This window comes from Sporosarcina cascadiensis, from assembly GCF_009650995.1.
Lineage (GTDB): Bacteria > Bacillota > Bacilli > Bacillales_A > Planococcaceae > Sporosarcina > Sporosarcina cascadiensis.
In genome coordinates this window covers 1-20,579 of the sequence record NZ_WHVV01000028.1, presented here as the reverse complement: position 1 = coordinate 20,579, position 20,579 = coordinate 1, and the positions used below count along the sequence as shown (strand labels likewise).

Below are 20,579 nucleotides of genomic sequence, written 5' to 3'. Positions count from 1 at the left end.
TCAGAATCGCAATCCCGATGAAAGGGCTTACAACATTGGCTGGAATATTTGTCAAGGTAGAGATGCCTAATGAGGTACCCATTAAATCACCTGAAATATAAGCAGCACAGCCGACTCCGATAGAAATAATCACGAGCCAGATCGATGCGAACTTCAGCAAAGGCTTCTGGAACTGATCATGAATCGCTTCGCCAAGCCCTTTTTGCGTAATGACCCCTAATCGTGCAGACATTTCCTGCAGAACAATAGTGGCAATTATAGAAAATACAACCGCCCATAAGAGCGCGTAGCCAAAACCTGCCCCTGCTCTGGTCGCAGTCGTAATGGTGCCCGGGCCAATGAAAGAAGCTGTGATAATCGCGCCAGGGCCCATGGCTTTGATTTTTGCCATCAATCCTTTTTTATTGCCCGTCTCTGAAATCGTAGAATTAGCTGTCATTTTCCTATCCCCCTGAATTTCTTACGAATGAACGAGGAAAAGAGACTTTACTTTTCCTCGAGTGAATTGTAGATTGTCTGTTTCGATACACCCACTAACTCGGCAATCCGATCTACAGACCCTTGTATAAGAAACATTCCCTTATTTTCCAAGTGACGCACGAATTTAATCCGGTCTTCGCGTTTCAAGTTTTCAATATCGATCCCCAACTCTACAATCGTACTCTTCGTAATCTGATCAAACACTTCGTCAATATGTGTTGCATAAGACTCGTCAAACTGTTGTCCGTCATGACTTTCATCCGGCTGAATCATCTCCCCAAGCATCTGATGGAGCCGGTTCGCTTCCGTAATATCCAAATTAATACCCATGAATCCGACGACCTGTCCCGCTTCATTGCGGATGAAAACGATCGAAGTTTTGATCATTTTGCCGCGGGCGGTGTTCGTGATAACGCCGTTCAGGTCTTTTATGTCTTCCGGCTTTTTCTTCAATTCCCGCAAAATGACTTCCGTGGTTGGAGCTCCGACGCTTCTTCCAGTCACATCGCCCTTCATATAGATCAGCGACGATCCTACATTGGTGATGTCGTGGATAACCACTTCGCAGTTCACATTAAAGATGCTGTAAATTGCATCTGCCATCCGTATATACGTTTCGAATAAATAGTCATTTGTTTTCATTTAAAAAACACTCCTCAGTATCAAGATCATCTTATCTAGTTTCCTATATAATCGGCAAAAAATCGAGTGATTTCAGCGATTGAGTTCCGATGGCTGAGGAGCCGCGTGCAAAATTACTTCGTTTCATTCTGCTGATTGTGCAAAATATTTCCTGCAAGAGCATAAAGAATGAGTGTAGACGCAAAGTGTGCAGAGTTTTGATTTGGATCCTGCTGTGGATAGATTTCCACGAAGTCCATGCCAATGACGCCGAGTTTACAGATTTCATGAACCATTGTTAATAGTTCATAGGAAGTCAAACCGTTTCCGTCTACAGGGCCGCCCGGGTTGAAAGCGAAATCGAGTACGTCACTGCAAATAGTCAAGTAAACACAGTCAACATCTTTTGATGCCATGTCATAGATTTCTTTCGCCATTGCTCTAATATCTTTATGTTCACGAATATCATTAATCGAAACCGTAACAGCTCCGGCAGCTTTCGCGTTGCGACCGCTTTGCGGAATATTACGCGGACCGTGGATTCCTGTGTGAATAATGCTTTCGTTGCGGACACCTTCCAGTTCGTAAAGACGAGCAAACGGGCTGCATCGCGCGAACTGATCTCCGTTGTGAGAGGGCAGATTGTCGTAATGTGCATCTAAATGAATGATGCCGACTTTTTTGCCTTGGTCAGTGATGGAGCGAACGATCGGGAATGTCACCCCGTGATCTCCACCGAGCCCGACGACGAATTTACCGGACTTCCATAGATCAGAAGTAAAAGCAGTGATACGGTCCATTGTTTCATCCACATCTGCCGGCACGACATCTACATCGCCAACATCACCGAGTTTTACATGTTCGAAGACATCCATATCATTGAGTTCAGGAAGATAACCTGAGTATCGCGCAGAAGTGAGACGCATTACTTTCGGTCCCAATTCACAGCCAGTGTAATCTCCCCAAGTAACCGCACCTTCCCAAGGAACACCGTATACTAAAACATCGACATCTGAAAAGTCCTTGGAAGCGGATACATTTTTCGCACCTAACATACATGGTGTATTACCGTAAATTGTTTCACTCATCTATAAAACCACCTTTAGTTTTTTTAAAACCTTTTTAATAATCTTAAAACTATATTGATGATTTGTCAATTGGTTTTAAAAAAATTAAAATTGGATATCATTAAGTGGTGCCTGTGTGCAGTACAATTCAGACACTACTCTGAATTGTTTCGGATTTGTGTGGCGCACAGGCACCGTCAAAACGATCATAGCACCCGGTCCTGAATATGCTGAATCAACTTTTTCGCTCCGGGGGAAAGACGTTTAAAAGAAGTGGCTGCGATGCCGATGGAACGGGAATAGTTTCCTTCCAGCGGGATGGCGCGGATAGTATCAGGGAGACGATACAGTATCATGGAAGGCAGGATACTAATGCCGAGGCCATTTTGTACCATTGCAATGATGGCTTGGTCTTCTTCGATTTCATATTGGATAGACGGTGTGATTTTATGCTTTTTAAAGATTCTGCTGACATCATTATCGATTGTGGATTTAGGCATGATAAAAGGCTCTTGGTGAAGATCCTTATAGTGAATTAGCTCATTATGATAAAGCGGATGTGTGTCCGGGATAATGCACAACAGCGGATCTTTCTTGATCAGAATGGTATCAAAAGAACTTGCGGCAGGGAGAGATAAAAAACCGAAGTCAATTTTTCCCTCTGAAATCCACTCGGTAATGTCATGATAGTTTCCTTCGTACAGCTTGATGTTAATTAGTGGATAATCCTTTTGGAAGGTCTTCAGGATGAGAGGAATCCATTGAATGGAGACGCTTGGGAACGTGCCAATTCGGACAATCCCTGTTTCGATGCCGTTTATCTTAGACGCTTCCTGCAACATTTGTTCATTGATCTTCAACATTTCTTGCATATATACAAGCATGTGATTGCCATTCTCGGTCAGGCTCGTTCCGGATCGGTTTCTGATTAACAGTGTAAACCCAAATTCAGTTTCCAGGCTGGCAATGGCATGACTGACGGCAGACTGGGTGAGCTGGAGCGTCTCTGCGGCTTTTGATAAACTCCCCAATTCGACGACAGTCCTGAAAATCTCGTACTTTGGCAGTGACATACGTTTCCTCTCTTTCAACTATTAATTTTATTCATACAATGTATTATAAACATTCATTTGACTTATGTAAAATAGAGAAATTATAATAGAAGGAATAATAAAACGATTGGAGTTTTGATATTGACTAGACATTGGGGAGTTAGCACGGAACTTATTCATGGCCAGCCGGCAGAAAAAAGAAAAACAGGTGCTGTCGTCCAGCCGATCGTGCCGGCTGTGGCTTACTCGTTTGAAACTCATGAGATGGCGTCTGACACGGTGTCGGGAAAAAGAGACGGGATTTATTATGGCAGATACGGCAACAGTACATTGCGTGAATTGGAGGATAAAATGGCGGCGCTCGAAAATGGGGAGTCTGCCCTTGGAGTAAGTTCAGGGATGGCCGCTATATCCAGTGTGCTGTTTGGCATCTTGCAGAGTGGAGATCATCTGATTGTCACGAAAGACGTCTATGGCGGTACGTATCATTTCTTAACGACATTAGCGCCGCGTTGCGGGATTACATTCAGTTTGGTGGATTGTACGGATATCAATTGCATCATGGAGGCGATACAGCCTAATACAAAGGCAGTCTATATCGAAACACCGTCCAATCCATTGCTGACTATTTTAGATATCCAAGCGATTGCAAAAGTGACGCAACACCATGATCTTCCGCTGATTGTAGACAATACATTTATGTCGCCATGCTTGCAGAAACCGTTGGACTTGGGAGCGGATATCGTTATTCACAGTGCCACGAAGTATTTGAATGGCCATGGTGATGTGATGGCGGGCGTAATTGTCGGAGATGCGGAATTCATCAAGTTCATACGCAGTCAGATCATGGGCGATCTTGGGCAAGTATTAAGTGCGTGGGATGCATTTTTGATTTTACGGGGAATGAAAACACTTGGAATCAGAATGGAGCGTCATTGCAGCAATGCTCATGAGGTTGCGACATTTCTGGAGAGCCATCCGCTGGTGGAAAAAGTATTTTATCCGGGTTTGAAATCTCACCCGCAACATGCAATTGCCGAACAGCAAATGAAGGGGATGGGCGGCATCATTTCATTTGAGGTGAAAGGCGGGAAAGCTGCGGCTACCTCATTTATGGATGCCTTGAAAATGTCGATGATTTCCTTTAGTCTTGGTGATCCCGAAACCCTCGTGCAGCACCCGGCAACGATGACCCATTCATCGCTGCCTGAATCGGAACGGCTTGCTGCCGGCATAACAGACGGACTCATCCGCTTGTCGGCGGGGCTTGAGGATGCAGAAGACATCATTGACGATTTGACGCAGGCTTTTGAGATAGTGAATGAAATCAGTAAACGAAACGGAGTGTTGGCAAATGCGTGAAGAAGTAGATTTGAAACCGGTGTCCATGTACACGATTACGGCGAAGCTGATGGCTCATATAGAGGAAATTCTTACGAGCAGATTCGGGGACGAGGGGAAACAGATGATGCGGGCCGGTGTTCAGCAAGTTGTGGACGGGCAGCAGGAGGAAATGGACGGACAGCTGACGGAACAGGCACTGTTTTCATTTGAAAAACTGTTTGACGATGAAGAGATTAAAGAGACATTCCAAGGCTACAATAAAGCGCAACAGTCTGCGGGACATGAAGCTTCCACGATGTTTGCCGTAATGGCAAAACTCTTTGCGCATATCGCCAAGTCGGTCGTGGAGCAGTTCGGTAAAGAAGAAGGCGAGCGGGCGATGATGGACAGTGTCGGCGTTTTCGGTGAAGAACGCGGCCGCGATATTGCCCGCCGTGCCGCAGCAGCCGGAAAACCGAATACGATGGACAATTACTTATCCAATTATGATATGGGACGTAGTGAATTATTTGAATATGAAACAATTTTTCATCCGACGGAGATTGAACAGACATTTACTAAATGCGCGTTCGCAGAGCAATGGAAAAAGGATGGGATGGAAGACTATGGAATACTATATTGCCATATGATTGACCCGTCCATCGCCAAAGGATTTAATCCGAATTTTGAAGTGGTGCACGATCAATATGTATTGAAAGAAGGCAACTGCCACTTCCGATTCCAAATGAAAGAAGAGAACGGCGAGAAAGAGGCTTCTAAATGATCAATCCAACTCGTCTTTGGGCTCGGTTGATGGAATTGGGAGAGATCGGCAAGCAGGCTGGCGGAGGCGTCACTCGCTTTTCTTTTACAGAAGAAGAACGTAAAGCAAAGGCGTTGGTCTCTTCGTATATGGCGGAAGCCGGCATGACGGTCAGAGAAGATGCGGTCGGAAATTTGATTGGCAGGAAAGAAGGACGGCAACAAGATGCACCGGCTGTTTTGATGGGTTCCCATATCGACACGGTTCCGAATGGCGGTATGTTCGACGGAGCGCTCGGGGTGCTTGCTGGTATCGAAGTAGTGCAGACAATGAGTGAACAAGGTATATCACATGATCATCCGATTGAAGTAATCGCATTTACAGATGAAGAAGGCAGTCGCTTCGGCTTCGGGATGATCGGCAGCCGGGCGATTGCCGGTACGTTAACCGATACGGATCTGGAACAGCGCGATGAAAATGGAATGACGATTGCACAGGCAATGAAGGAATCGGGGCTTCATCCTGAATTGATTGTAGACGCCGCGAAAGATCCGGCTGCTGTAAAAGCATATGTAGAACTGCATATCGAGCAGGGACGGGTGCTGGAGAATCAGGCTTTGGCAATAGGCGCCGTTTCGGGGATCGCGGGCCCGCTTTGGATGAAATGGACCATTACCGGAGAGGCTGGACACGCAGGTGCAACACCGATGAATCTGCGCAAAGACCCGCTCATGGCTGCTTCGGAAATCATGCAGTTCATAGAAGCAGAAGCGAAAATTTATCCGAATCTGGTGGCGACCATCGGCCAGATTTCCGTGAAGCCCGGCGGTGTGAATGTCATCCCTTCTGAAGCGATATTTACACTTGACCTTCGGGATATTGACGAAGAATTAAGGCGGAAAGCTGAGGAAAAAATGGTGGCATATGCGCAGCAAGTATGTCGTGACAGAGGTGTTGAGGTGGCATTCGAAACTTTGCAAAGAGTTGCCCCTGTCCCATGCTCTGAAATTATTCAGCGGACAATTGAAGCAGCCTGCCATAAACTAGGCATGACCTATTTCAGCTTACCGAGCGGCGCGGGACATGACGGGATGCAATTCAAAGATTTCTGTCCGATCGGCATGATTTTCGTCCGTTCACAAGACGGCATCAGCCATAATCCGGCAGAATGGAGTTCCAGAGAAGACTGTGGAGAAGGGACAGAACTGTTATATGAAACGGTTTTGTCGCTTGTGGATGAAATGTAAGGTGGAGAGAGTGCTTGTAGGTCGAACGTTATTTTAAATCGTGCAAGCTGCCAGTGCACTCATTGATGTCGTTCGCGTGATCATATCGGACTTTCAAAGTTCCCATTTGCACTCATGGATCAGTTCCGCTCGTCTTCTTAGGTTGAGGGTGATCCGGCGATGATTTCAATGCGGACCGGCTCCGCTCGTACTTACGACTTAGGTGCGCGAAAAAGTGAGATCTGCGAACCAAACAACCAGGCAGCCGCACGTAACAAGATCTTGTGCGCACGAAAATTCACTCCTAACGAATGTACATCAGAAAAACCGGAAGTTTGCTTGATAAATGTAAGTATTGGAAGTTTTATATGATAAAAGCGGCGCAACCAGTCTATTCAAAGACTAGCTGTGCCGTATTGGGCCGCCCTTTTATTCTCAGGAACCTTCCGCAACCCCTTCAACTCCCTGACCAATCCAAACCCTTCTTCACAAACTCAATACTCCCGCCAAGAACACGTCACACACACGATGGCAATATCCTCAGGCACAACATTCTCGCGAATCCGGCGTTCCACTTCGCATCAGGGAGGACGTCGCTGAATGTGAGGGCGAGACGCTTGAGGATGTCGGCGTCGTGTTCATAAACCCCTTTGTCTAGGCAATGGTACGGCTGGTCGTCAGGAAACTTCGCACATAAATCGTCAGGTCCTGGAATGATTTGAATCATGGTTTCCGTCTGTTCTCGTAAAATCGTGTGTACCTTCGTCATATTCTCTACATATTCCTTTGAGTAGCCCATCCCGCGATAGCCGAGCAGGCAGAATATGTGATGACCGCGTAGTTCAATCATCTAGATCCGCCTTTCGGGAATTCAATAGTTCTCAAGAAAGTCCCTCATGCTTCGACGGATATGAGTTTCCGTTGCTTCGCGGGCCTTTTTGTCATTTCCGGAAATGATGGCGTCGGCAATTATTTTATGTTCTTCCACTGATTTATTCATCTGCTCTCCAAGCATCTCGGCAAGATGAGGGGGGAGGCCGTTCCACATCTGATCGAGGAAGGACTGCAGGCGTTCACTGTCTGAAGCTTTCCAGATAATGCGGTGGAAATGCTCGTTGGCGACGATGTAATCCTTTGTCTGCCCTCCAGCTACTGCGGTTTCAATATCTTTCTGAATTTCCAGCAGCTCGTCTTTGTCGAATTCTTTTTGGCTTGCTCTTGCTGCGGCTTCGCCTTCGAGCATGGCACGAATATCGTAGTGATCTTGAATATCCTTATGTGTAATTCCTTTAACTGTGACGCGGCGTTTTTGATTGGTCGTCAGCAGTCCCTCGCGCTCCAGCGCATAGAACGCTTCACGGACAGGCATTCTGGAGACATTTAGTTTAGCGGCGATATCTTCCTGAATTAACTCTTCCCCGTCCTTTAAGTCACCGTTAAAAATCGCTTTCCTCAACGTTGCGATGACTTGGTCTCTGGTTGATAGTTTGGCAATTGGTTCCATTTTGATATGCACCCCATTCATCTGTTCTCTCCATTATAGCGATTTTAAAAGGAAATTCTACCTCAAAGAAAAATTGATTGACAACTTAAAAAAATCGATATACTATTGATACAGTATTCTGTATCCAGAATCCAAAGGAGGAGAAATGGATGTTACCACTTGAAGGAATCACAGTCGTTTCATTGGAACAGGCTGTTGCAGCTCCGTTTGCTACAAGACAGCTGGCCGATCTCGGTGCCAGAGTCATTAAAATAGAACGCCCGATCAGCGGTGATTTTGCCCGACACTACGATACGACAGTTGACGGTCTATCCAGTCACTTTGTCTGGATCAATAGATCAAAAGAATCTCTGACACTGAATTTGAAGAGTGATGAAGGAAAAGAAATCTTGCACAAACTGTTGTCAGAAGCGGATGTTTTTATACAGAATTTAGCACCAGGCGCAGTTGATCGTTTAGGTTTCAGCCCGCAGGTTTTGAAGGAGAAATACGAGAAGTTGATTGTTTGCGGCATCTCAGGCTACGGTTCATACGGCCCGTATGTCGATAAAAAGGCATATGATTTGCTGATTCAATGTGAAGCGGGACTTGTCTCGACCACAGGAACAGAAGATACACCATCGAAAGCCGGTGTTTCTGTAGCGGATATTGCGGCCGGAATGTATGCGTATACAGGAATTCTGACAGCGATCATTCAGCGGAGCCGGACAGGGAAAGGTTCAGTATTTGAGGTATCCATGCTCGAAGCGCTTGGCGAGTGGATGGGCTATCCGCTTTATTATTCACATTACGGCGGCACGGAACCAGCCAGATCAGGAGCAAGTCACGCAACGATCTTCCCATACGGACCATTTCCCGCGAAGGATGAAAAGTTTGTATTCTTTTCCATACAGAATGACAGGGAATGGGCCTCATTCTCAGAAACGGTTATGAAGCGCCCGGATTTGATCACGGATGAAAAATATAAGACCAATTCAGCCCGCGTCGGAAATAAAGAAGAACTGAAGAAAATCATTGAAGAAGGCTTCTCTGCCTATACTGCAGATGAATTAATCGAGCTGCTCGAAAAGGCGAAGATTGCAAATGCACGACTGAACTCTGTTGAAGAATTTGTCCAGCATCCACAGCTTCAGGCACGTAACCGCTGGCGTGATGTGAAAACACCGAACGGCATGATTCAGGCTTTGCTGCCGCCTGCAACATTTGAAGACTTTGAACCAGTGATGGAAGCGATTCCGTCCGTCGGCGAAAATACAGACAGCATCTTGCGTGAATTTAATTTTGATGAAGACTTTATTCAAAAATGTAAAGATACAAACACAATCTGAGGAGGACTAGCGATGTTACTGCGATCATTACTGTTTGTTCCAGGAAATAATGAAAAGGTTATTGCGAAGGCGGAGCAGCTGCCTGCTGATGTCATCATTTATGATTTGGAGGACGCTGTGGCGCTTGATCAGAAAGCGGATGCACGTGAGAGAGTATGCGCCGCTCTCTCTGCGACTGCCAAATCTGTGGTTGTGCGTGTTAATTCCATGGAAACACCTTACTTTTTAGACGATATTCAAGCTGTCGCATCGGTGAAAGCGGATACAATAAGAGCGATTATGCTGCCGAAGACGAATCGCGATGCGGATGTTATGGCGCTGGATCAGCTGCTGACTTCATTGGACGTTCCGGCAAATGTCGAGATTTTACCTTTGCTTGAAACAGCGCTCGGTGTACAGAATGCTTTTGATATCGGCTGCTCATCAGACCGTGTGAAGCGACTGGCGTTCGGCTCTGTGGATTTTGGATTGGATATCGGAGCTACACTGACAGCAGAAGGAACGGAGTTATTATATGCACGCTCAAGAATTGTTCTTGCATCACGTGCTGCTGAACTGCAAAAGCCGATTGATACAGTATTCGTTGATTTCAGGGATACAGCGGGGCTGGAGAAAGAAGCGGTAATGGTGAAGGGACTTGGTTTTGGCGGTAAGCTTGCTATCCACCCGGCGCAAGTGGATAGTGTCAATTCAATTTTCCAGCCGACGCAGGCTGAGAAAGAGGAAGCAGCGGAAATTATGGCATACGTGGAAGAACACGGCGCTGCGGTATTCCAATTACACGGCAAAATGGTTGATGAACCAATCATCAAGCGGGCGAGACAAATCTGCCAACTGGCTAAGATGCTCGATTTGAAAAGACAGGAGGAAAACTGATGGCAAATGCAGCGGATACAAAAAAAACGTTAGAGATAGATGCAAATCCGTTATTATCGCAAAAAGTTACGATTTTTAATTTGCCGATCGGATGGTTCCTAGGCTTTTCAGCCATTGCAATCGCCAGTATGTATATGGGCGTTCTGCCGCCAGGGTTGATTGGTGCACTGCTGATCATGATTGTACTTGGTGAACTGCTCGGTTTTATCGGCGATCATACACCGATTGTCAAGTCACTTCTCGGAGGCGGTGCAATTGTTGCCATTTTCGGGTCATCTTACCTTGCATATTCGGGACTAATGCCTGCAGGAACAGTCGAAAGTATTTCCGAATTTATGAAAGCGGGCGACTTTCTTAATTTCTATATCGCCGCATTAATTACAGGCAGTATTTTAGGAATGAATTCTAAAGTTTTAGTTCAGGCGGGTGTCCGTTACGCCTTGCCGCTGCTCGCAGGAATTGCAGGGGCAATTATTCTGGCTGCACTTGTCGGCGCGCTTGTCGGGTTTTCACTTCAGGATTCTGTGCTTGTCATGACACTGCCGATCATGGGAGGTGGCCTTGGGGCAGGAGCTGTTCCGATGGCGCAGGTGTATTCCGAGCTTCTCGGGAAAGATACGAGCTACTATATGTCACTTTTGATTCCGGCATTAGCGCTTGGTAATGTATTTGCCATCATTTTCGCTGCCGGCTTGAATGCCCTCGGCAATAAATTCCCAAGTTTGACAGGGAACGGACAGCTGATCAAAGGATTCACGTATGAACAGCCTGTTTTGAAAGCTGACTTCAGCAAGATGGGAGTAGGCTTGGTGGCTGCAGCTTCCTTCTATATGATTGGAACGATTCTCGGTGAATTCATTCCAATTCACCCGTATGCCATCATGATCATCGTGGTCGCTGCGGTGAAAGCAGCCAATCTGCTGCCTGCTTATATTGAAGAAAGCGCAAGTCAATGGTATCAATTCGTATCGAAAAACTTTACACTTGCTCTGTTGATCGGCGTAGGTGTAGTTTATACCGATTTAGGAGCTATTCTTTCAGCTTTGAGTATTCAATATGTGTTCATTGTAATGGGTGTGGTGCTCGGTGCGATTATCGGTGCAGGATTTGTCGGCAAACTGGTAGGCTTCTATCCAATCGAAGCAGCCATTACAGCAGGTCTTTGTATGGCGAATATGGGCGGAACAGGGGACGTCGCTGTTCTTTCAGCAGCAAAACGTATGGAGCTGATGCCGTTTGCCCAGATTTCATCCAGACTTGGCGGAGCGTTGATTATCCTGCTCGCCGGCCTGCTGGTGAATATCTTTGTATAAATAAATGAAAAAACAGCAGCATGTACCTTCAATGGTTCGTGCTGCTGTTTTTTTTGGATGGCTATGTACAGCACTGATTTGAATAGTATCTAATTTGTGTGGCACACAGGTACATAGAAAATAAGGTGCAAAATCATCCTCCCCTAGTAAAGCAATTAGCTTTAGCTTATCATAGAGGAAAAGATTTCCTGAATTCAGAATGAGTTTACACGACTATTTCAGGAGATATAAATGCGAGGTGGTTCTATCTTGAAAAAATGTGAAAACTGCGGCAAGCAGTTTAAATGGAAGACGATTTTCACTTCGCTGTGGCGAAATTACAGACCGATAGAGTGCAGTGAGTGTGATACCGTACATAAGATTACCCCGCTCGGCAGGATGACTTTTGTTTCGATGACAATGTTTCCGGTGGTACTCCTGGGAAGTTACTTCTCGAATAAACCGAACTATGCGCTGATACTTGCAGGCGCAATTCTCATCTTACTCATCGGTTCCATGCTGGCACCGTTTGCCGTCAGATATAGGAAAGCTATGTAATTCAGCGTGAAGGGGAGTTTTGTATGACGATAAAAAGAATATCAGGCTTCATTTTGTTGCTGCTATTCTTCAGCAGTATAGTAGCCGGCTGTTCGACGGATCAGGCAGACTTGGAAAAAGTAAAAGGTGAAGGCTTGACGTTCAGCGAATACTTCAAATCCTACGACCATCTGGATGAACGAGAGCGTGTCAATTACTATAAACCGATTCCAATTATCGAATCAGATACCTCATTATCCGAAAAAATGAAAACCGCTGTAAAGACGATTGATCTTACGAAGCTTCCGTTCCAGACTGACGAGCAGAAAGTGTATCTGGTCACATCCAAAGACGAGAATGGTAACGTGAAAAATCAAGTGCAGTTAAGCTATTTTGGCACAGATGAGTATGGCTTATCCGATGACTTTTTCATTGTTTCGGTAACGGAAGCTGATAAAAATCCACTTGAATCATACGATAGTACAGAGAAAACTGACTCTGTTGGAAATGAGATCAGGAAAGAACAGCTAACGGAAGATCTGCCTGTGTATCAACAAGTTCTCGCTACCGACAGTGCGTTATTATATCGGTATTATGAAGAAACGGATAAAGGGATAGCTGTTGTGGGGACAGCTGCCAATGAATTTTACGCTTATTATGAAGGACATATTTATCCACATAGGATATTCGATTGACAAAGAACTGAATGACGAGGAAATGCAGGAAAAGATGCTGCAGCTGGTCCGTGAATATATCACAGCCAGTGCGTTTCCCCAATAAGTAATTTCCTTAATTGAGAGGCATTCAATTGCTGTCTGTTCCACTCTGCATCCAGTCGTTCAATCGCTTCTGGCCCGGTGTCGTCAGCTAAATGATAGGCACCATAATGCATCGGGATAAATGTCTTTCCATTCAGCTCCAAAAATGCTTTCACCGCATCTTCTGGATTAATATGGTCGACTTTCATAAACCAATCGGGCTCATAGGCGCCGATCGGCATCAGCACGGTGTCGATAGTGAACCTAGCGGCAATTTCCTTGAAGCCGCGGAAATAGCCTGTGTCACCGACGAAATAGACGGAATGTTCCCTGCTTTCGATAATCCAGCCGCCCCAATGGGAAGTGTTCGTATCGGTCAGCGTCCGTTTCGTCCAATGCTGCGCTGGCACAAATGTGAATGTCAGGTCATCGAGCAGGAAGGAATCGTACCATTCTCCCTCGACTACTTTTTTATAACCCCGTCTTTTGAATGCGCGTCCCAAACCAGCAGGAACGAAATAAGTCGGCTTGCCTTTCAAACGCCTGATGGTCGCGAAATCCAGGTGATCATAATGACCGTGAGAAATAAGCACGGCATCGATTTCCGGCAGCTCGTTCAGTTTGATGCCGGGTTTCGTCAATCGTTTCATAATCGGCATGCGGGACGCCCAGACTGGATCGGTAATCATATTGAGTCCGTTCATTTGAATTAAAAATGTGGAGTGTCCGATCCAGGTGATAGAAGCTTCGGTTCTGTTGGCAAATAGCCGGCTGGTTTCTTTAGAAGGCGCCTGTTCGATCGACAAGCTGAGGTCTTTTGGATTCTTCCTGCGTTCGCTCTGCCAGCGCAGGAGATCGTGCAAGGAATTTCCGCTGCTCATATGATCCAGGTTCGTATAGCGCTTTTTCGGTGACATGAATGACCTTCCCTTCGCCAATCTCTATTTGGAGGTGCCTGTGCGCGACACAACTTGGAAACAATTCTGAATAGTGTCCGAGTTGTGTGGCGCACAGGCACGCTAAAAATAGTTTAATGGAAAATCTGCTTGGATTTCAAATAAAGGAGACTGCAGTCAGCTTCAAGTTATTTGATTGAAGAAAAGGGGTGTGAGAATAACCATGGAGAAAAAATTCATACATACTCAAAATGGAGATTTATATTATTGGATTGGGGGCAATCAAAGATCTGATGCAAAATGTCTCGTTTTTGTACACGGCATGACGGCTGACCATTCGATGTTTGATAAGCAAGTTAATTATTTCCTTAACGAGTGTAAAATTATCACCTTAGATCTGCCGCTGCATGGAGAGTCCCGATATTACAAGGATTTTACATTCACAAACATTGCGGACGTATTAAAAAATATATTGACTCAAGAAAACATATGCAAAGTTGTACTAGTGGGTCAGTCTTTAGGCGGCTATGTTTGCCAGGAGTTTGGAGTCCGTTACCCTGAACATGTAGAGGGGTTGGTAGGCGTTGGTGCCACTCCTTTTGGATATTATTACTATTCGAGACGGGAAAGGTTTATCTTATCTAGGGTAGGTTATTTATCTTCCTTAATTCCTTATAAAATGTTAATCAAAAGTATTTCCAAAGGTGCAACCAGAACAGATTATGCGTTTGCTGTTATGTTTTCTTCGATTTCTAAACTTAGCAAAGAGGAAATCATCAACATCATGGACATATCCTATAAAGAATTACTTAAGAGAACTAAAACAGCTAAATTTCCCTTTCCTGTCTTATTAGTAATTGGGGAAAAAGATCATACGGGGAATGTGAAGAAATATAATTATAAATGGTCAGCCCGGACCGGGTATCCAGTAGCTGTAATAAGTGATGCTGCGCATAACGCCAATGTCGACAATTACAACGAATTTAATCATGTATTGGCAGGTTTTCTAAGCTGAATGATTTGTTGGAGAGCTGACTGGAAGAGGTGAAAAAATGAAGAGAAATTTTATGATTCTTGCATTTTCACTGGCGCTTTTACTTTTAGGATGCTCTGAAAAAAGTCAGAGTTCAGCGGATACCCCCGAGGATGCTTTACAGTTGATGTTGGTTGAAAACGATGAAAGAGAAACTCATGTGTATGGATCTCATCAAGTGAATGGATAGTTAGAATTACTGGTTTTTAGAGGAATGATGAATGATCAGGATATTTGGGTAGCTGAGGTTCATGAAGAAGATGGTCAATGGGCAATTAGAGAAACATTTCAAATGAATGGACCGTTTGAGGACGCTGAGGACGTGGAGACTGTATTTGTAAATGAGGAGCCGGGGTATGAAATGGGATATATCCAAGACGGTATTCCGGTTCCTGATGATGCAGAGGTTTTTGAATTTGAAGGAGTTTTCGATTGGAAGATTTGGTTTATGTCGAGCTTGCAGCAGTAGTAAGCGCAGAAGATATCAGTGACTTTGGGAATCAAGCGCAGTTCATTTATCAATTTTACTAATAGAAAAGTAGGGTGTACGTATGATCAAACGTTTTATCATGATGTTGCTGATGACCAGTGTTTTATTTTTATCTGCCTGCAGCGAAGATGATGAATTAAGCTATTTCCCGTCAAAAGAAGAGGCTATAGAAGATCTTATTCAAAGCGATGAAATTAAAGGGAATATTGACTTGATTACGACAACGAATGACGAAGAACTATTGGTGATCAAACTCAAGAAAAACATGTATTCTGCAGGGGAACTATTCAAAAATAAAGATGGCTATTCTGCCCATAGAATATCGGCAAATGTTGTCATGGAGATGGGTGGAAGCTGGGAATTAGAAACAAACTCCAATCACAAATACACCATTTATTTTGAAAAAGAGCAGGAAAATCAAAACTACTTCCAACTATCAAATAAGGATTATTACATCTCGCTTGCCGAAGGGCATAAGATAAGTACGCCTGATCCGAGTTTTACAAATGCGATAAATGAGATCCGGGCGGTTACAGAGTAAAGAAGAAGTAAGCAGATCTAGGTACCAGATTCCAAAATGAAACTGTTTGGGGAAGGGGAGCGGAAACATAGTGGGCAGTCGTCAGGTTTTTAAAATGTTCATCTGCTTTCTGTTGCTTGTGAGTTCAATTGCATGGACTTCTCATTCCGCGTTTTCCGAAAGTGAGTTTTCTACTTTGGAAGATCAGCTGGAGATGTATATGAAGGAACATGAAGCGGAGATCGCGGGACTGGCAGCGATTGTGCTGGACCAAGATGCCGTGATATACAAGATGAAAGGCTACTCCAATAGAGAAGAACAGATTCCGGTAACTGAAAATACAGTTTTTGAATGGGGATCGGTTTCGAAGATTCTGATCTGGATCAGTGTTCTGCAGTTGGCGGAGTCGGGCAAGCTGGATCTGGAAACAGCTGTCGAGACGTATCTGCCGAATGATTTTCGTCCTAAAGCAAAGTTTGAAGAACCTGTCACGATGCGGCATTTAATGCATCACACAGCGGGTTTCGATGACAGCTTTACCGACTTGATGATTCACCGCCCCGCCCAGAAGAATTCATTACGGGAAGTGCTGGTATCGGCGGATGTCCGGCAAATATTTTCTCCAGGGGAGGTGGTGGCGTATTCGAATTACGGAAGTGCGCTTGCTGCGTACATTGTGGAAGAAATCAGCGGCCTGGATTACCGGGACTATGTATGGAAGAATATCTTCGAACCCCTTCACATGACGAAAACAGCGATAGACCCCGAACAAGATGATAATAAATGGGTGAAAGAGCAAAGGAGAAAAGTGAAAGGCTATTCGAATGAACTCGAAGTAATCAAACCGAATTTATACACTATTCCGTTATACCCGGCAGGCAGTGTGATAGGAACAGCTGGAGATCTTCAGAAATTGCTGCACGCGCTGGCGGTTGAAGAAGGAACCTCTTTATTTTCCGATGAAACCACGATTGATACGCTGTTTGAACCGACGTTGTATTATCCGGAAATCGCTATCCCAAGAATCGCGAACGGATTATTTTATTTACCGTCAAAGAGCGGGCATGTGTATGGCCATAGCGGAAACACCAAGGCGTTCAGCTCCTCTTTTTATGTGGATAGAAAAGAACACACTGGAGTTTTGGTGCTGACGAATAGTGAAAATGAAAGTACGTTCACAGCAGGGATACCTGAACTGGTTTTCGGTGACTATACACATAGTGAAAATGACAGCAGTTTGGAAGACTCTTCGCGATGGAAAGGTATTTATGAACCGGCCCGGGTGCCTCGACACGGATTCAGCAAGGTGTATGGACTGTTTGTACGAAGCCATACGAAACAGAGCGGGCTGCACGATGTAAGGACGAACGGTTTATCCTATTCGCAGCTCGAGCCGGGCATATATCATACGGAAAATGATTTCAGTATGTACAGTATGGATGTGTATTCAGTAGGCCCGCAAAGCGGGAAGTTGTTATCGAATATGTATTCAGATCTGCTGTACATTCCCTATCCTAAACATCTGCTGGAATGGACTGGAATTATACTCGGGTTGCTGGCTGTTGTGTTTTCCTTGTTCTGCATGGCATTAGCGGTATTCCGAAAGGTCCGGAGTAAAAAAAGCATGTACTCGCTTCTGTTTGTCCACCATTTGCTGAATCTGCTCTTTGCACTTAATCTGTTTTGGATATTTAATAAGACTTTTTCCATGGCGAGTTATTCATCTCTCAAACCGTTTTTATTCTGCAATCTTCTGTATGTCGTACTGGTCCTTGTCAACTGTGGAGTGTTACTTGTCAAAATGAGAAGTAGGGAGCTGCGCAAGTACGAGAGGGCTGTTTGGAATCTGACAGTGATCTTTACTTTTATTTTATGTGTAAATGTTTTTTATTGGGAGTTTTATTTGTAAATTCCGCATAGCGTTGAAACGTGCCTGTGTAAGAAACAATTTGGACACTATTCAGAACTATCATAAATACAGATAAGTTAAATGAAGTATTTGAAGAATCGCTTGTGAAATCCTCCAGTATTCTTCCGGCAGATGAAAAAACTGCCGTATGTATTTTTCCTGAAAATGAAAACTTCCCTTCTGATATGGCGACAATTGGCGCTGGGAAAATTATTGTCCATTATGAAAGGTTCGACCACTATTTTAAACCGGGCATGGCCCATGAATATCATCACAGCGTCTGGCTCGGAAAACATCTGGCGGAAAAAGAGTTTCTGACCGGGTTAGATCATGTAGTATTGGAAGGGGAGGCTGTGATGTTTGAAACTCTCGTGTATCCCAATTTAAACCATATGCATGCTTTATTAGACGAAAGTTTTAACAGCGATCATTGGAGCAAGCTGGAACCGTACCTTGATAGTGTGGCCGGGGAGGAGATTCTGGAAATGAAAATAGGAGGCGCGAATGGACTTCCTACTTCCTACGACTACAGCGAAGGATACAAAATAGTCAGGTCTTACTTAGAATTGCATCCGGAGATAACGGTGGAAGAATGGACCTTTGCAGATCCCAAGGAGATCTATGAAGAAGTGAACTATATAGCGAACTATCGATAATACTTTTGGATTGTCCAATCGACAGCGCGGGTTGGGATTCTGGTGAATGGCAACTTTGCTGTTCAGTAAAAGTGCCATTAGATAATGAAAGTTTCGCAATGGGAAATCTCAGCAGGAAGATGGCGTTACAATTATGGATTGAATATTTATATTCTGGATGAGGTGTCGTAAATCTTTAAAATCGTGAATAACAGTACATGTAAAAGAGCTGTGAAATTTTTTATACTAGCAGCAGCTGCCACTATATTGGCAGCCTTGCTTACTTATATAATCAGCCCTGATGTGAAGAGTGTAACGGAATGGGTTGATAATAGGTCGTCAGAGCAGGTGAAAGAGGCCGCAGGAATTAAAAAAATAGGGGCATACATTGTGAATAATGGGGTTAGCGTGCCTTTACAAATGCTTTTCCTGGCATTCATTCCGGTGCAATTTCTATATCTATTAAATATACTTACAACTTCTTTACTGCCTGGCATCCTTTTTGGCATTCTATTGCAGATTGATCTCAGAAAAGGTTTGGAGATCATCGCATCTGCGATTCCTCATTATGTAATAGAAGTGTTTGCACTTTGTTTATTTGCCGCAATTTTATTTGAACTAAATCGGGCTGTCAGAGGTAAAATCAGAAATGTATGTAAGAAAGACAAAGAGAGAATATCTTTTGGCAGGAAGGCTCTCAAAACAGTGAAAATCTACGTGCTGTTCGTGCTGCCGCTGATTGCCCTGGCTGCCTTTGTGGAAACGTACATAGGCGATATGATATTGAGCTTAATTCAAAAGTAGTTTGGAGAAATAGTGAAACGTGCGTATGATCTTTATTTTCAAACGTACTATAATTGCGATTCTGAGCAGGATGGAGGTGTGCTATGACACATTATTATTATCTATCTTCAGATAAAAGAATGAATGCAGGAAGCGGGTCCCTTGATTTTAACTTTATGGAGACAGAGATTTCAGGATTCGATTATCCGATTCAAATAGAAATGCAAAGTCTTGAAAAGAAGTGGGAGCTGCGGGAGTTACTGCAATATATTCACAACCACACAGCTCCTTATGAGGTTTGCCATATGCAAATCGCAAATCTGTTAAGTTCGAATCGTGTTGGATTGGAAATAGTAAGAAAATCCGAAGTGTACTTGCACGAGATCACTGATGTCAGCCAGCTTTTATTGCAGGAAGGAAGCATGCTGACTATAAAAAAGAACGTTGAGAGCTAAAGGGTTATGGAAATGAGGAATCGTCATCGAAGTTATTTTGAGCAGTTCATTTTCTATTGTCATCATTGGGATTATGGTTGTATTCATTCTAAAAGCAGGGAGGATTGCCTTTAGGAGAAAAACCATATCAAAAAGAAAACAGCAGATATTGATGTCCGCAGTGATTTTGATTGCCTTACTGACAGCGGCAATCCTGCCGTTTGGTTATGAAAAAATGTATAGTTTCATTCTCTGATATCTCATAGAATTTCAAGGAGGAACCTATGAATAACAAAATTCGACTGCTGTTATTATTCGCTGCGATTGCGGTGTTTGCATTATTCTTCATCTTCACTGGCGACAGCGTTGTCGGGAGTACGACTGAATATATAAATGTAATCGATAAAGACCATGAGATTAATTCTGATGAACAATGGATTGTACTCGCGAATGAAAGGCAAGTATATATTGAAGATTTCAGTATATGGGCATTAATCGAAGTGGATCAGAACTATACTGTGGATTATGTGCTGATGAAAAAGTCGGGAAGGCACATATTACGAAAGATCGTCCCAGGAGATTATAAAGGCCGTTTATAATATGCATACGGAAAGGTGGAGAATGCAATGACGAAACATAAAATTTATACGATGAGTTTTGCGAAAGTCTATCCTCTTTACATAGCGAAGGCGGAGAGGAAAGGGCGTACGAAAAAGGAAGTGGATGAAATTATCCAATGGCTGACGGGTTACAGTGAAGAAGAATTGGACATGCAGCTGGAAAAGCAGACAGATTTTGAGACGTTTCTCGAGGAAGCTCCGCAGCTCAATCCGTCCCGCGATTTGATTAAGGGTGTTGTCTGCGGTGTGCGTGTGGAAGATATTGAAGAACCGGTCATGCGCGAAATCCGGTATATGGATAAGCTGATTGATGAACTGGCAAAAGGAAAGAAGATGGAGAAGATTTTGCGGAAGTGATTCGTGATTGCTGAATTGAGGTGCCAATTAAATTGAGGTGCCTGTGTGCGACACAACTTGGACACTATTCTGAAT

Annotated in this window: 25 protein-coding genes; 18 read left to right on the top strand and 7 right to left on the bottom strand. The window is 44.2% G+C overall.

Annotated features, from left to right (window positions below; genetic code table 11):
- The 4 genes from GDZ68_RS17470 to GDZ68_RS17455 all read right to left on the bottom strand — a co-directional run.
- Positions 1–439: divalent metal cation transporter (locus GDZ68_RS17470; protein WP_194841226.1), on the bottom strand; the 439-nt coding region annotated here is incomplete at its 3' end.
- Positions 440–486: 47 nt separating this feature from the next.
- The gene (locus tag GDZ68_RS17465) at positions 487–1,122 is read right to left on the bottom strand and encodes a helix-turn-helix transcriptional regulator (protein ID WP_153723601.1); all 636 of its coding nucleotides are present in this window, start codon (positions 1,120–1,122) and stop codon (positions 487–489) included.
- 113 nt (positions 1,123–1,235) lie between these two features.
- Positions 1,236–2,189: an agmatinase family protein gene (locus tag GDZ68_RS17460; protein WP_153723600.1), complete on the bottom strand. Its 954-nt coding sequence runs from the start codon at positions 2,187–2,189 to the stop codon at positions 1,236–1,238.
- Between the two features lie 185 nt (positions 2,190–2,374).
- A complete protein-coding gene (locus GDZ68_RS17455; RefSeq protein ID WP_153723599.1) occupies positions 2,375–3,241 on the bottom strand; it encodes a LysR family transcriptional regulator in 867 nt (288 codons plus the stop codon).
- A 117-nt stretch (positions 3,242–3,358) separates the two neighbouring features.
- Here GDZ68_RS17455 and GDZ68_RS17450 point away from each other — a divergent pair, with 117 nt between their 5' ends.
- From GDZ68_RS17450 to GDZ68_RS17440, 3 genes are read left to right on the top strand one after another with little or no spacing between them, the layout of a single operon-like run.
- On the top strand, positions 3,359–4,582 hold the full coding sequence (locus GDZ68_RS17450; protein ID WP_153723604.1) for a trans-sulfuration enzyme family protein: 1,224 nt from the start codon (positions 3,359–3,361) through the stop codon (positions 4,580–4,582).
- The gene (locus tag GDZ68_RS17445; RefSeq protein ID WP_228551161.1) at positions 4,575–5,327 is read left to right on the top strand and encodes an L-2-amino-thiazoline-4-carboxylic acid hydrolase; all 753 of its coding nucleotides are present in this window, start codon (positions 4,575–4,577) and stop codon (positions 5,325–5,327) included. Before GDZ68_RS17450 ends, GDZ68_RS17445 begins: the two co-directional genes overlap by 8 nt.
- On the top strand, positions 5,324–6,553 hold the full coding sequence (locus tag GDZ68_RS17440; RefSeq protein ID WP_153723598.1) for a Zn-dependent hydrolase: 1,230 nt from the start codon (positions 5,324–5,326) through the stop codon (positions 6,551–6,553). Before GDZ68_RS17445 ends, GDZ68_RS17440 begins: the two co-directional genes overlap by 4 nt.
- Positions 6,554–7,049: 496 nt before the next feature.
- Here GDZ68_RS17440 and GDZ68_RS17435 read toward each other — a convergent pair whose 3' ends face one another.
- Positions 7,050–7,382 carry a DUF1284 domain-containing protein gene (locus GDZ68_RS17435; protein WP_330583166.1) on the bottom strand — a complete coding sequence of 111 codons (333 nt, stop codon included), beginning with the start codon at positions 7,380–7,382 and terminating at the stop codon, positions 7,050–7,052.
- A gap of 21 nt (positions 7,383–7,403) precedes the next feature.
- The gene (locus GDZ68_RS17430; RefSeq protein WP_194841225.1) at positions 7,404–8,036 is read right to left on the bottom strand and encodes a GntR family transcriptional regulator; all 633 of its coding nucleotides are present in this window, start codon (positions 8,034–8,036) and stop codon (positions 7,404–7,406) included.
- Between the two features lie 149 nt (positions 8,037–8,185).
- Between GDZ68_RS17430 and GDZ68_RS17425 the strand changes: the two genes are divergently transcribed.
- From GDZ68_RS17425 to GDZ68_RS17405, 5 genes are all read left to right on the top strand, one after another.
- Positions 8,186–9,364 carry a CaiB/BaiF CoA transferase family protein gene (locus GDZ68_RS17425; RefSeq protein WP_153723596.1) on the top strand — a complete coding sequence of 393 codons (1,179 nt, stop codon included), beginning with the start codon at positions 8,186–8,188 and terminating at the stop codon, positions 9,362–9,364.
- A gap of 12 nt (positions 9,365–9,376) precedes the next feature.
- Complete coding sequence (locus tag GDZ68_RS17420; RefSeq protein WP_153723595.1) at positions 9,377–10,240, top strand: HpcH/HpaI aldolase/citrate lyase family protein; 864 nt, start codon at positions 9,377–9,379, stop codon at positions 10,238–10,240.
- Entirely contained in the window at positions 10,240–11,553 is a 1,314-nt protein-coding gene (locus tag GDZ68_RS17415) for a 2-hydroxycarboxylate transporter family protein (RefSeq protein WP_153723594.1), read from the top strand. The genes GDZ68_RS17420 and GDZ68_RS17415 overlap by 1 nt, the downstream gene beginning before the upstream one ends.
- 249 nt (positions 11,554–11,802) lie before the next feature.
- Positions 11,803–12,090, top strand: coding sequence for a TIGR04104 family putative zinc finger protein (locus GDZ68_RS17410; protein ID WP_194841224.1), 288 nt, complete (start codon positions 11,803–11,805; stop codon positions 12,088–12,090).
- 23 nt (positions 12,091–12,113) lie between these two features.
- Positions 12,114–12,764 carry a hypothetical protein gene (locus GDZ68_RS17405; protein WP_153723592.1) on the top strand — a complete coding sequence of 217 codons (651 nt, stop codon included), beginning with the start codon at positions 12,114–12,116 and terminating at the stop codon, positions 12,762–12,764.
- A gap of 59 nt (positions 12,765–12,823) precedes the next feature.
- Here the strand turns inward: GDZ68_RS17405 and GDZ68_RS17400 are convergent, their stop codons facing one another.
- The gene (locus GDZ68_RS17400) at positions 12,824–13,744 is read right to left on the bottom strand and encodes an MBL fold metallo-hydrolase (RefSeq protein ID WP_153723591.1); all 921 of its coding nucleotides are present in this window, start codon (positions 13,742–13,744) and stop codon (positions 12,824–12,826) included.
- A gap of 202 nt (positions 13,745–13,946) precedes the next feature.
- Here GDZ68_RS17400 and GDZ68_RS17395 point away from each other — a divergent pair, with 202 nt between their 5' ends.
- From GDZ68_RS17395 to GDZ68_RS17350, 10 genes are all read left to right on the top strand, one after another.
- A complete protein-coding gene (locus GDZ68_RS17395; RefSeq protein WP_153723590.1) occupies positions 13,947–14,738 on the top strand; it encodes an alpha/beta fold hydrolase in 792 nt (263 codons plus the stop codon).
- Positions 14,739–14,775: 37 nt separating this feature from the next.
- Complete coding sequence (locus tag GDZ68_RS17390; RefSeq protein ID WP_153723589.1) at positions 14,776–14,946, top strand: hypothetical protein; 171 nt, start codon at positions 14,776–14,778, stop codon at positions 14,944–14,946.
- Between the two features lie 24 nt (positions 14,947–14,970).
- Positions 14,971–15,225, top strand: a complete 255-nt coding sequence (locus tag GDZ68_RS17385) for a hypothetical protein (RefSeq protein WP_153723588.1) — start codon at positions 14,971–14,973, stop codon at positions 15,223–15,225.
- A gap of 82 nt (positions 15,226–15,307) precedes the next feature.
- Positions 15,308–15,787, top strand: coding sequence for a hypothetical protein (locus GDZ68_RS17380; RefSeq protein ID WP_153723587.1), 480 nt, complete (start codon positions 15,308–15,310; stop codon positions 15,785–15,787).
- A 70-nt stretch (positions 15,788–15,857) separates the two neighbouring features.
- On the top strand, positions 15,858–17,675 hold the full coding sequence (locus GDZ68_RS17375) for a serine hydrolase domain-containing protein (RefSeq protein WP_228551160.1): 1,818 nt from the start codon (positions 15,858–15,860) through the stop codon (positions 17,673–17,675).
- A 104-nt stretch (positions 17,676–17,779) separates the two neighbouring features.
- The gene (locus GDZ68_RS17370) at positions 17,780–18,331 is read left to right on the top strand and encodes a DUF2268 domain-containing putative Zn-dependent protease (protein WP_194841223.1); all 552 of its coding nucleotides are present in this window, start codon (positions 17,780–17,782) and stop codon (positions 18,329–18,331) included.
- 183 nt (positions 18,332–18,514) lie between these two features.
- Positions 18,515–19,114 carry a stage II sporulation protein M gene (locus tag GDZ68_RS17365; protein WP_330583165.1) on the top strand — a complete coding sequence of 200 codons (600 nt, stop codon included), beginning with the start codon at positions 18,515–18,517 and terminating at the stop codon, positions 19,112–19,114.
- An 83-nt stretch (positions 19,115–19,197) separates the two neighbouring features.
- Entirely contained in the window at positions 19,198–19,548 is a 351-nt protein-coding gene (locus GDZ68_RS17360; protein WP_153723584.1) for a hypothetical protein, read from the top strand.
- A 263-nt stretch (positions 19,549–19,811) separates the two neighbouring features.
- Positions 19,812–20,126 (top strand): hypothetical protein, encoded by a 315-nt coding sequence (locus GDZ68_RS17355; RefSeq protein WP_153723583.1) that lies wholly within the window; start codon positions 19,812–19,814, stop codon positions 20,124–20,126.
- Between the two features lie 27 nt (positions 20,127–20,153).
- Positions 20,154–20,504, top strand: a complete 351-nt coding sequence (locus GDZ68_RS17350; protein WP_153723582.1) for a DUF2200 domain-containing protein — start codon at positions 20,154–20,156, stop codon at positions 20,502–20,504.
- Positions 20,505–20,579 lie beyond the last annotated feature (75 nt).

Bases quoted from the DNA above. Each gene is read 5' to 3' on its own strand.
- GDZ68_RS17465 (WP_153723601.1), bottom strand. From the start codon at position 1,122: ATGAAAACAAATGACTATTTATTCGAAACGTATATACGGATGGCAGAT.
- GDZ68_RS17460 (WP_153723600.1), bottom strand. From the start codon at position 2,189: ATGAGTGAAACAATTTACGGTAATACACCATGTATGTTAGGTGCGAAA.
- GDZ68_RS17455 (WP_153723599.1), bottom strand. From the start codon at position 3,241: ATGTCACTGCCAAAGTACGAGATTTTCAGGACTGTCGTCGAATTGGGG.
- GDZ68_RS17445 (WP_228551161.1), top strand. From the start codon at position 4,575: ATGCGTGAAGAAGTAGATTTGAAACCGGTGTCCATGTACACGATTACG.
- GDZ68_RS17440 (WP_153723598.1), top strand. From the start codon at position 5,324: ATGATCAATCCAACTCGTCTTTGGGCTCGGTTGATGGAATTGGGAGAG.
- GDZ68_RS17435 (WP_330583166.1), bottom strand. From the start codon at position 7,382: ATGATTGAACTACGCGGTCATCACATATTCTGCCTGCTCGGCTATCGC.
- GDZ68_RS17430 (WP_194841225.1), bottom strand. From the start codon at position 8,036: ATGGAACCAATTGCCAAACTATCAACCAGAGACCAAGTCATCGCAACG.
- GDZ68_RS17425 (WP_153723596.1), top strand. From the start codon at position 8,186: ATGTTACCACTTGAAGGAATCACAGTCGTTTCATTGGAACAGGCTGTT.
- GDZ68_RS17420 (WP_153723595.1), top strand. From the start codon at position 9,377: ATGTTACTGCGATCATTACTGTTTGTTCCAGGAAATAATGAAAAGGTT.
- GDZ68_RS17415 (WP_153723594.1), top strand. From the start codon at position 10,240: ATGGCAAATGCAGCGGATACAAAAAAAACGTTAGAGATAGATGCAAAT.
- GDZ68_RS17405 (WP_153723592.1), top strand. From the start codon at position 12,114: ATGACGATAAAAAGAATATCAGGCTTCATTTTGTTGCTGCTATTCTTC.
- GDZ68_RS17400 (WP_153723591.1), bottom strand. From the start codon at position 13,744: ATGTCACCGAAAAAGCGCTATACGAACCTGGATCATATGAGCAGCGGA.
- GDZ68_RS17395 (WP_153723590.1), top strand. From the start codon at position 13,947: ATGGAGAAAAAATTCATACATACTCAAAATGGAGATTTATATTATTGG.
- GDZ68_RS17390 (WP_153723589.1), top strand. From the start codon at position 14,776: ATGAAGAGAAATTTTATGATTCTTGCATTTTCACTGGCGCTTTTACTT.
- GDZ68_RS17385 (WP_153723588.1), top strand. From the start codon at position 14,971: ATGATGAATGATCAGGATATTTGGGTAGCTGAGGTTCATGAAGAAGAT.
- GDZ68_RS17380 (WP_153723587.1), top strand. From the start codon at position 15,308: ATGATCAAACGTTTTATCATGATGTTGCTGATGACCAGTGTTTTATTT.
- GDZ68_RS17360 (WP_153723584.1), top strand. From the start codon at position 19,198: ATGACACATTATTATTATCTATCTTCAGATAAAAGAATGAATGCAGGA.
- GDZ68_RS17355 (WP_153723583.1), top strand. From the start codon at position 19,812: ATGAATAACAAAATTCGACTGCTGTTATTATTCGCTGCGATTGCGGTG.
- GDZ68_RS17350 (WP_153723582.1), top strand. From the start codon at position 20,154: ATGACGAAACATAAAATTTATACGATGAGTTTTGCGAAAGTCTATCCT.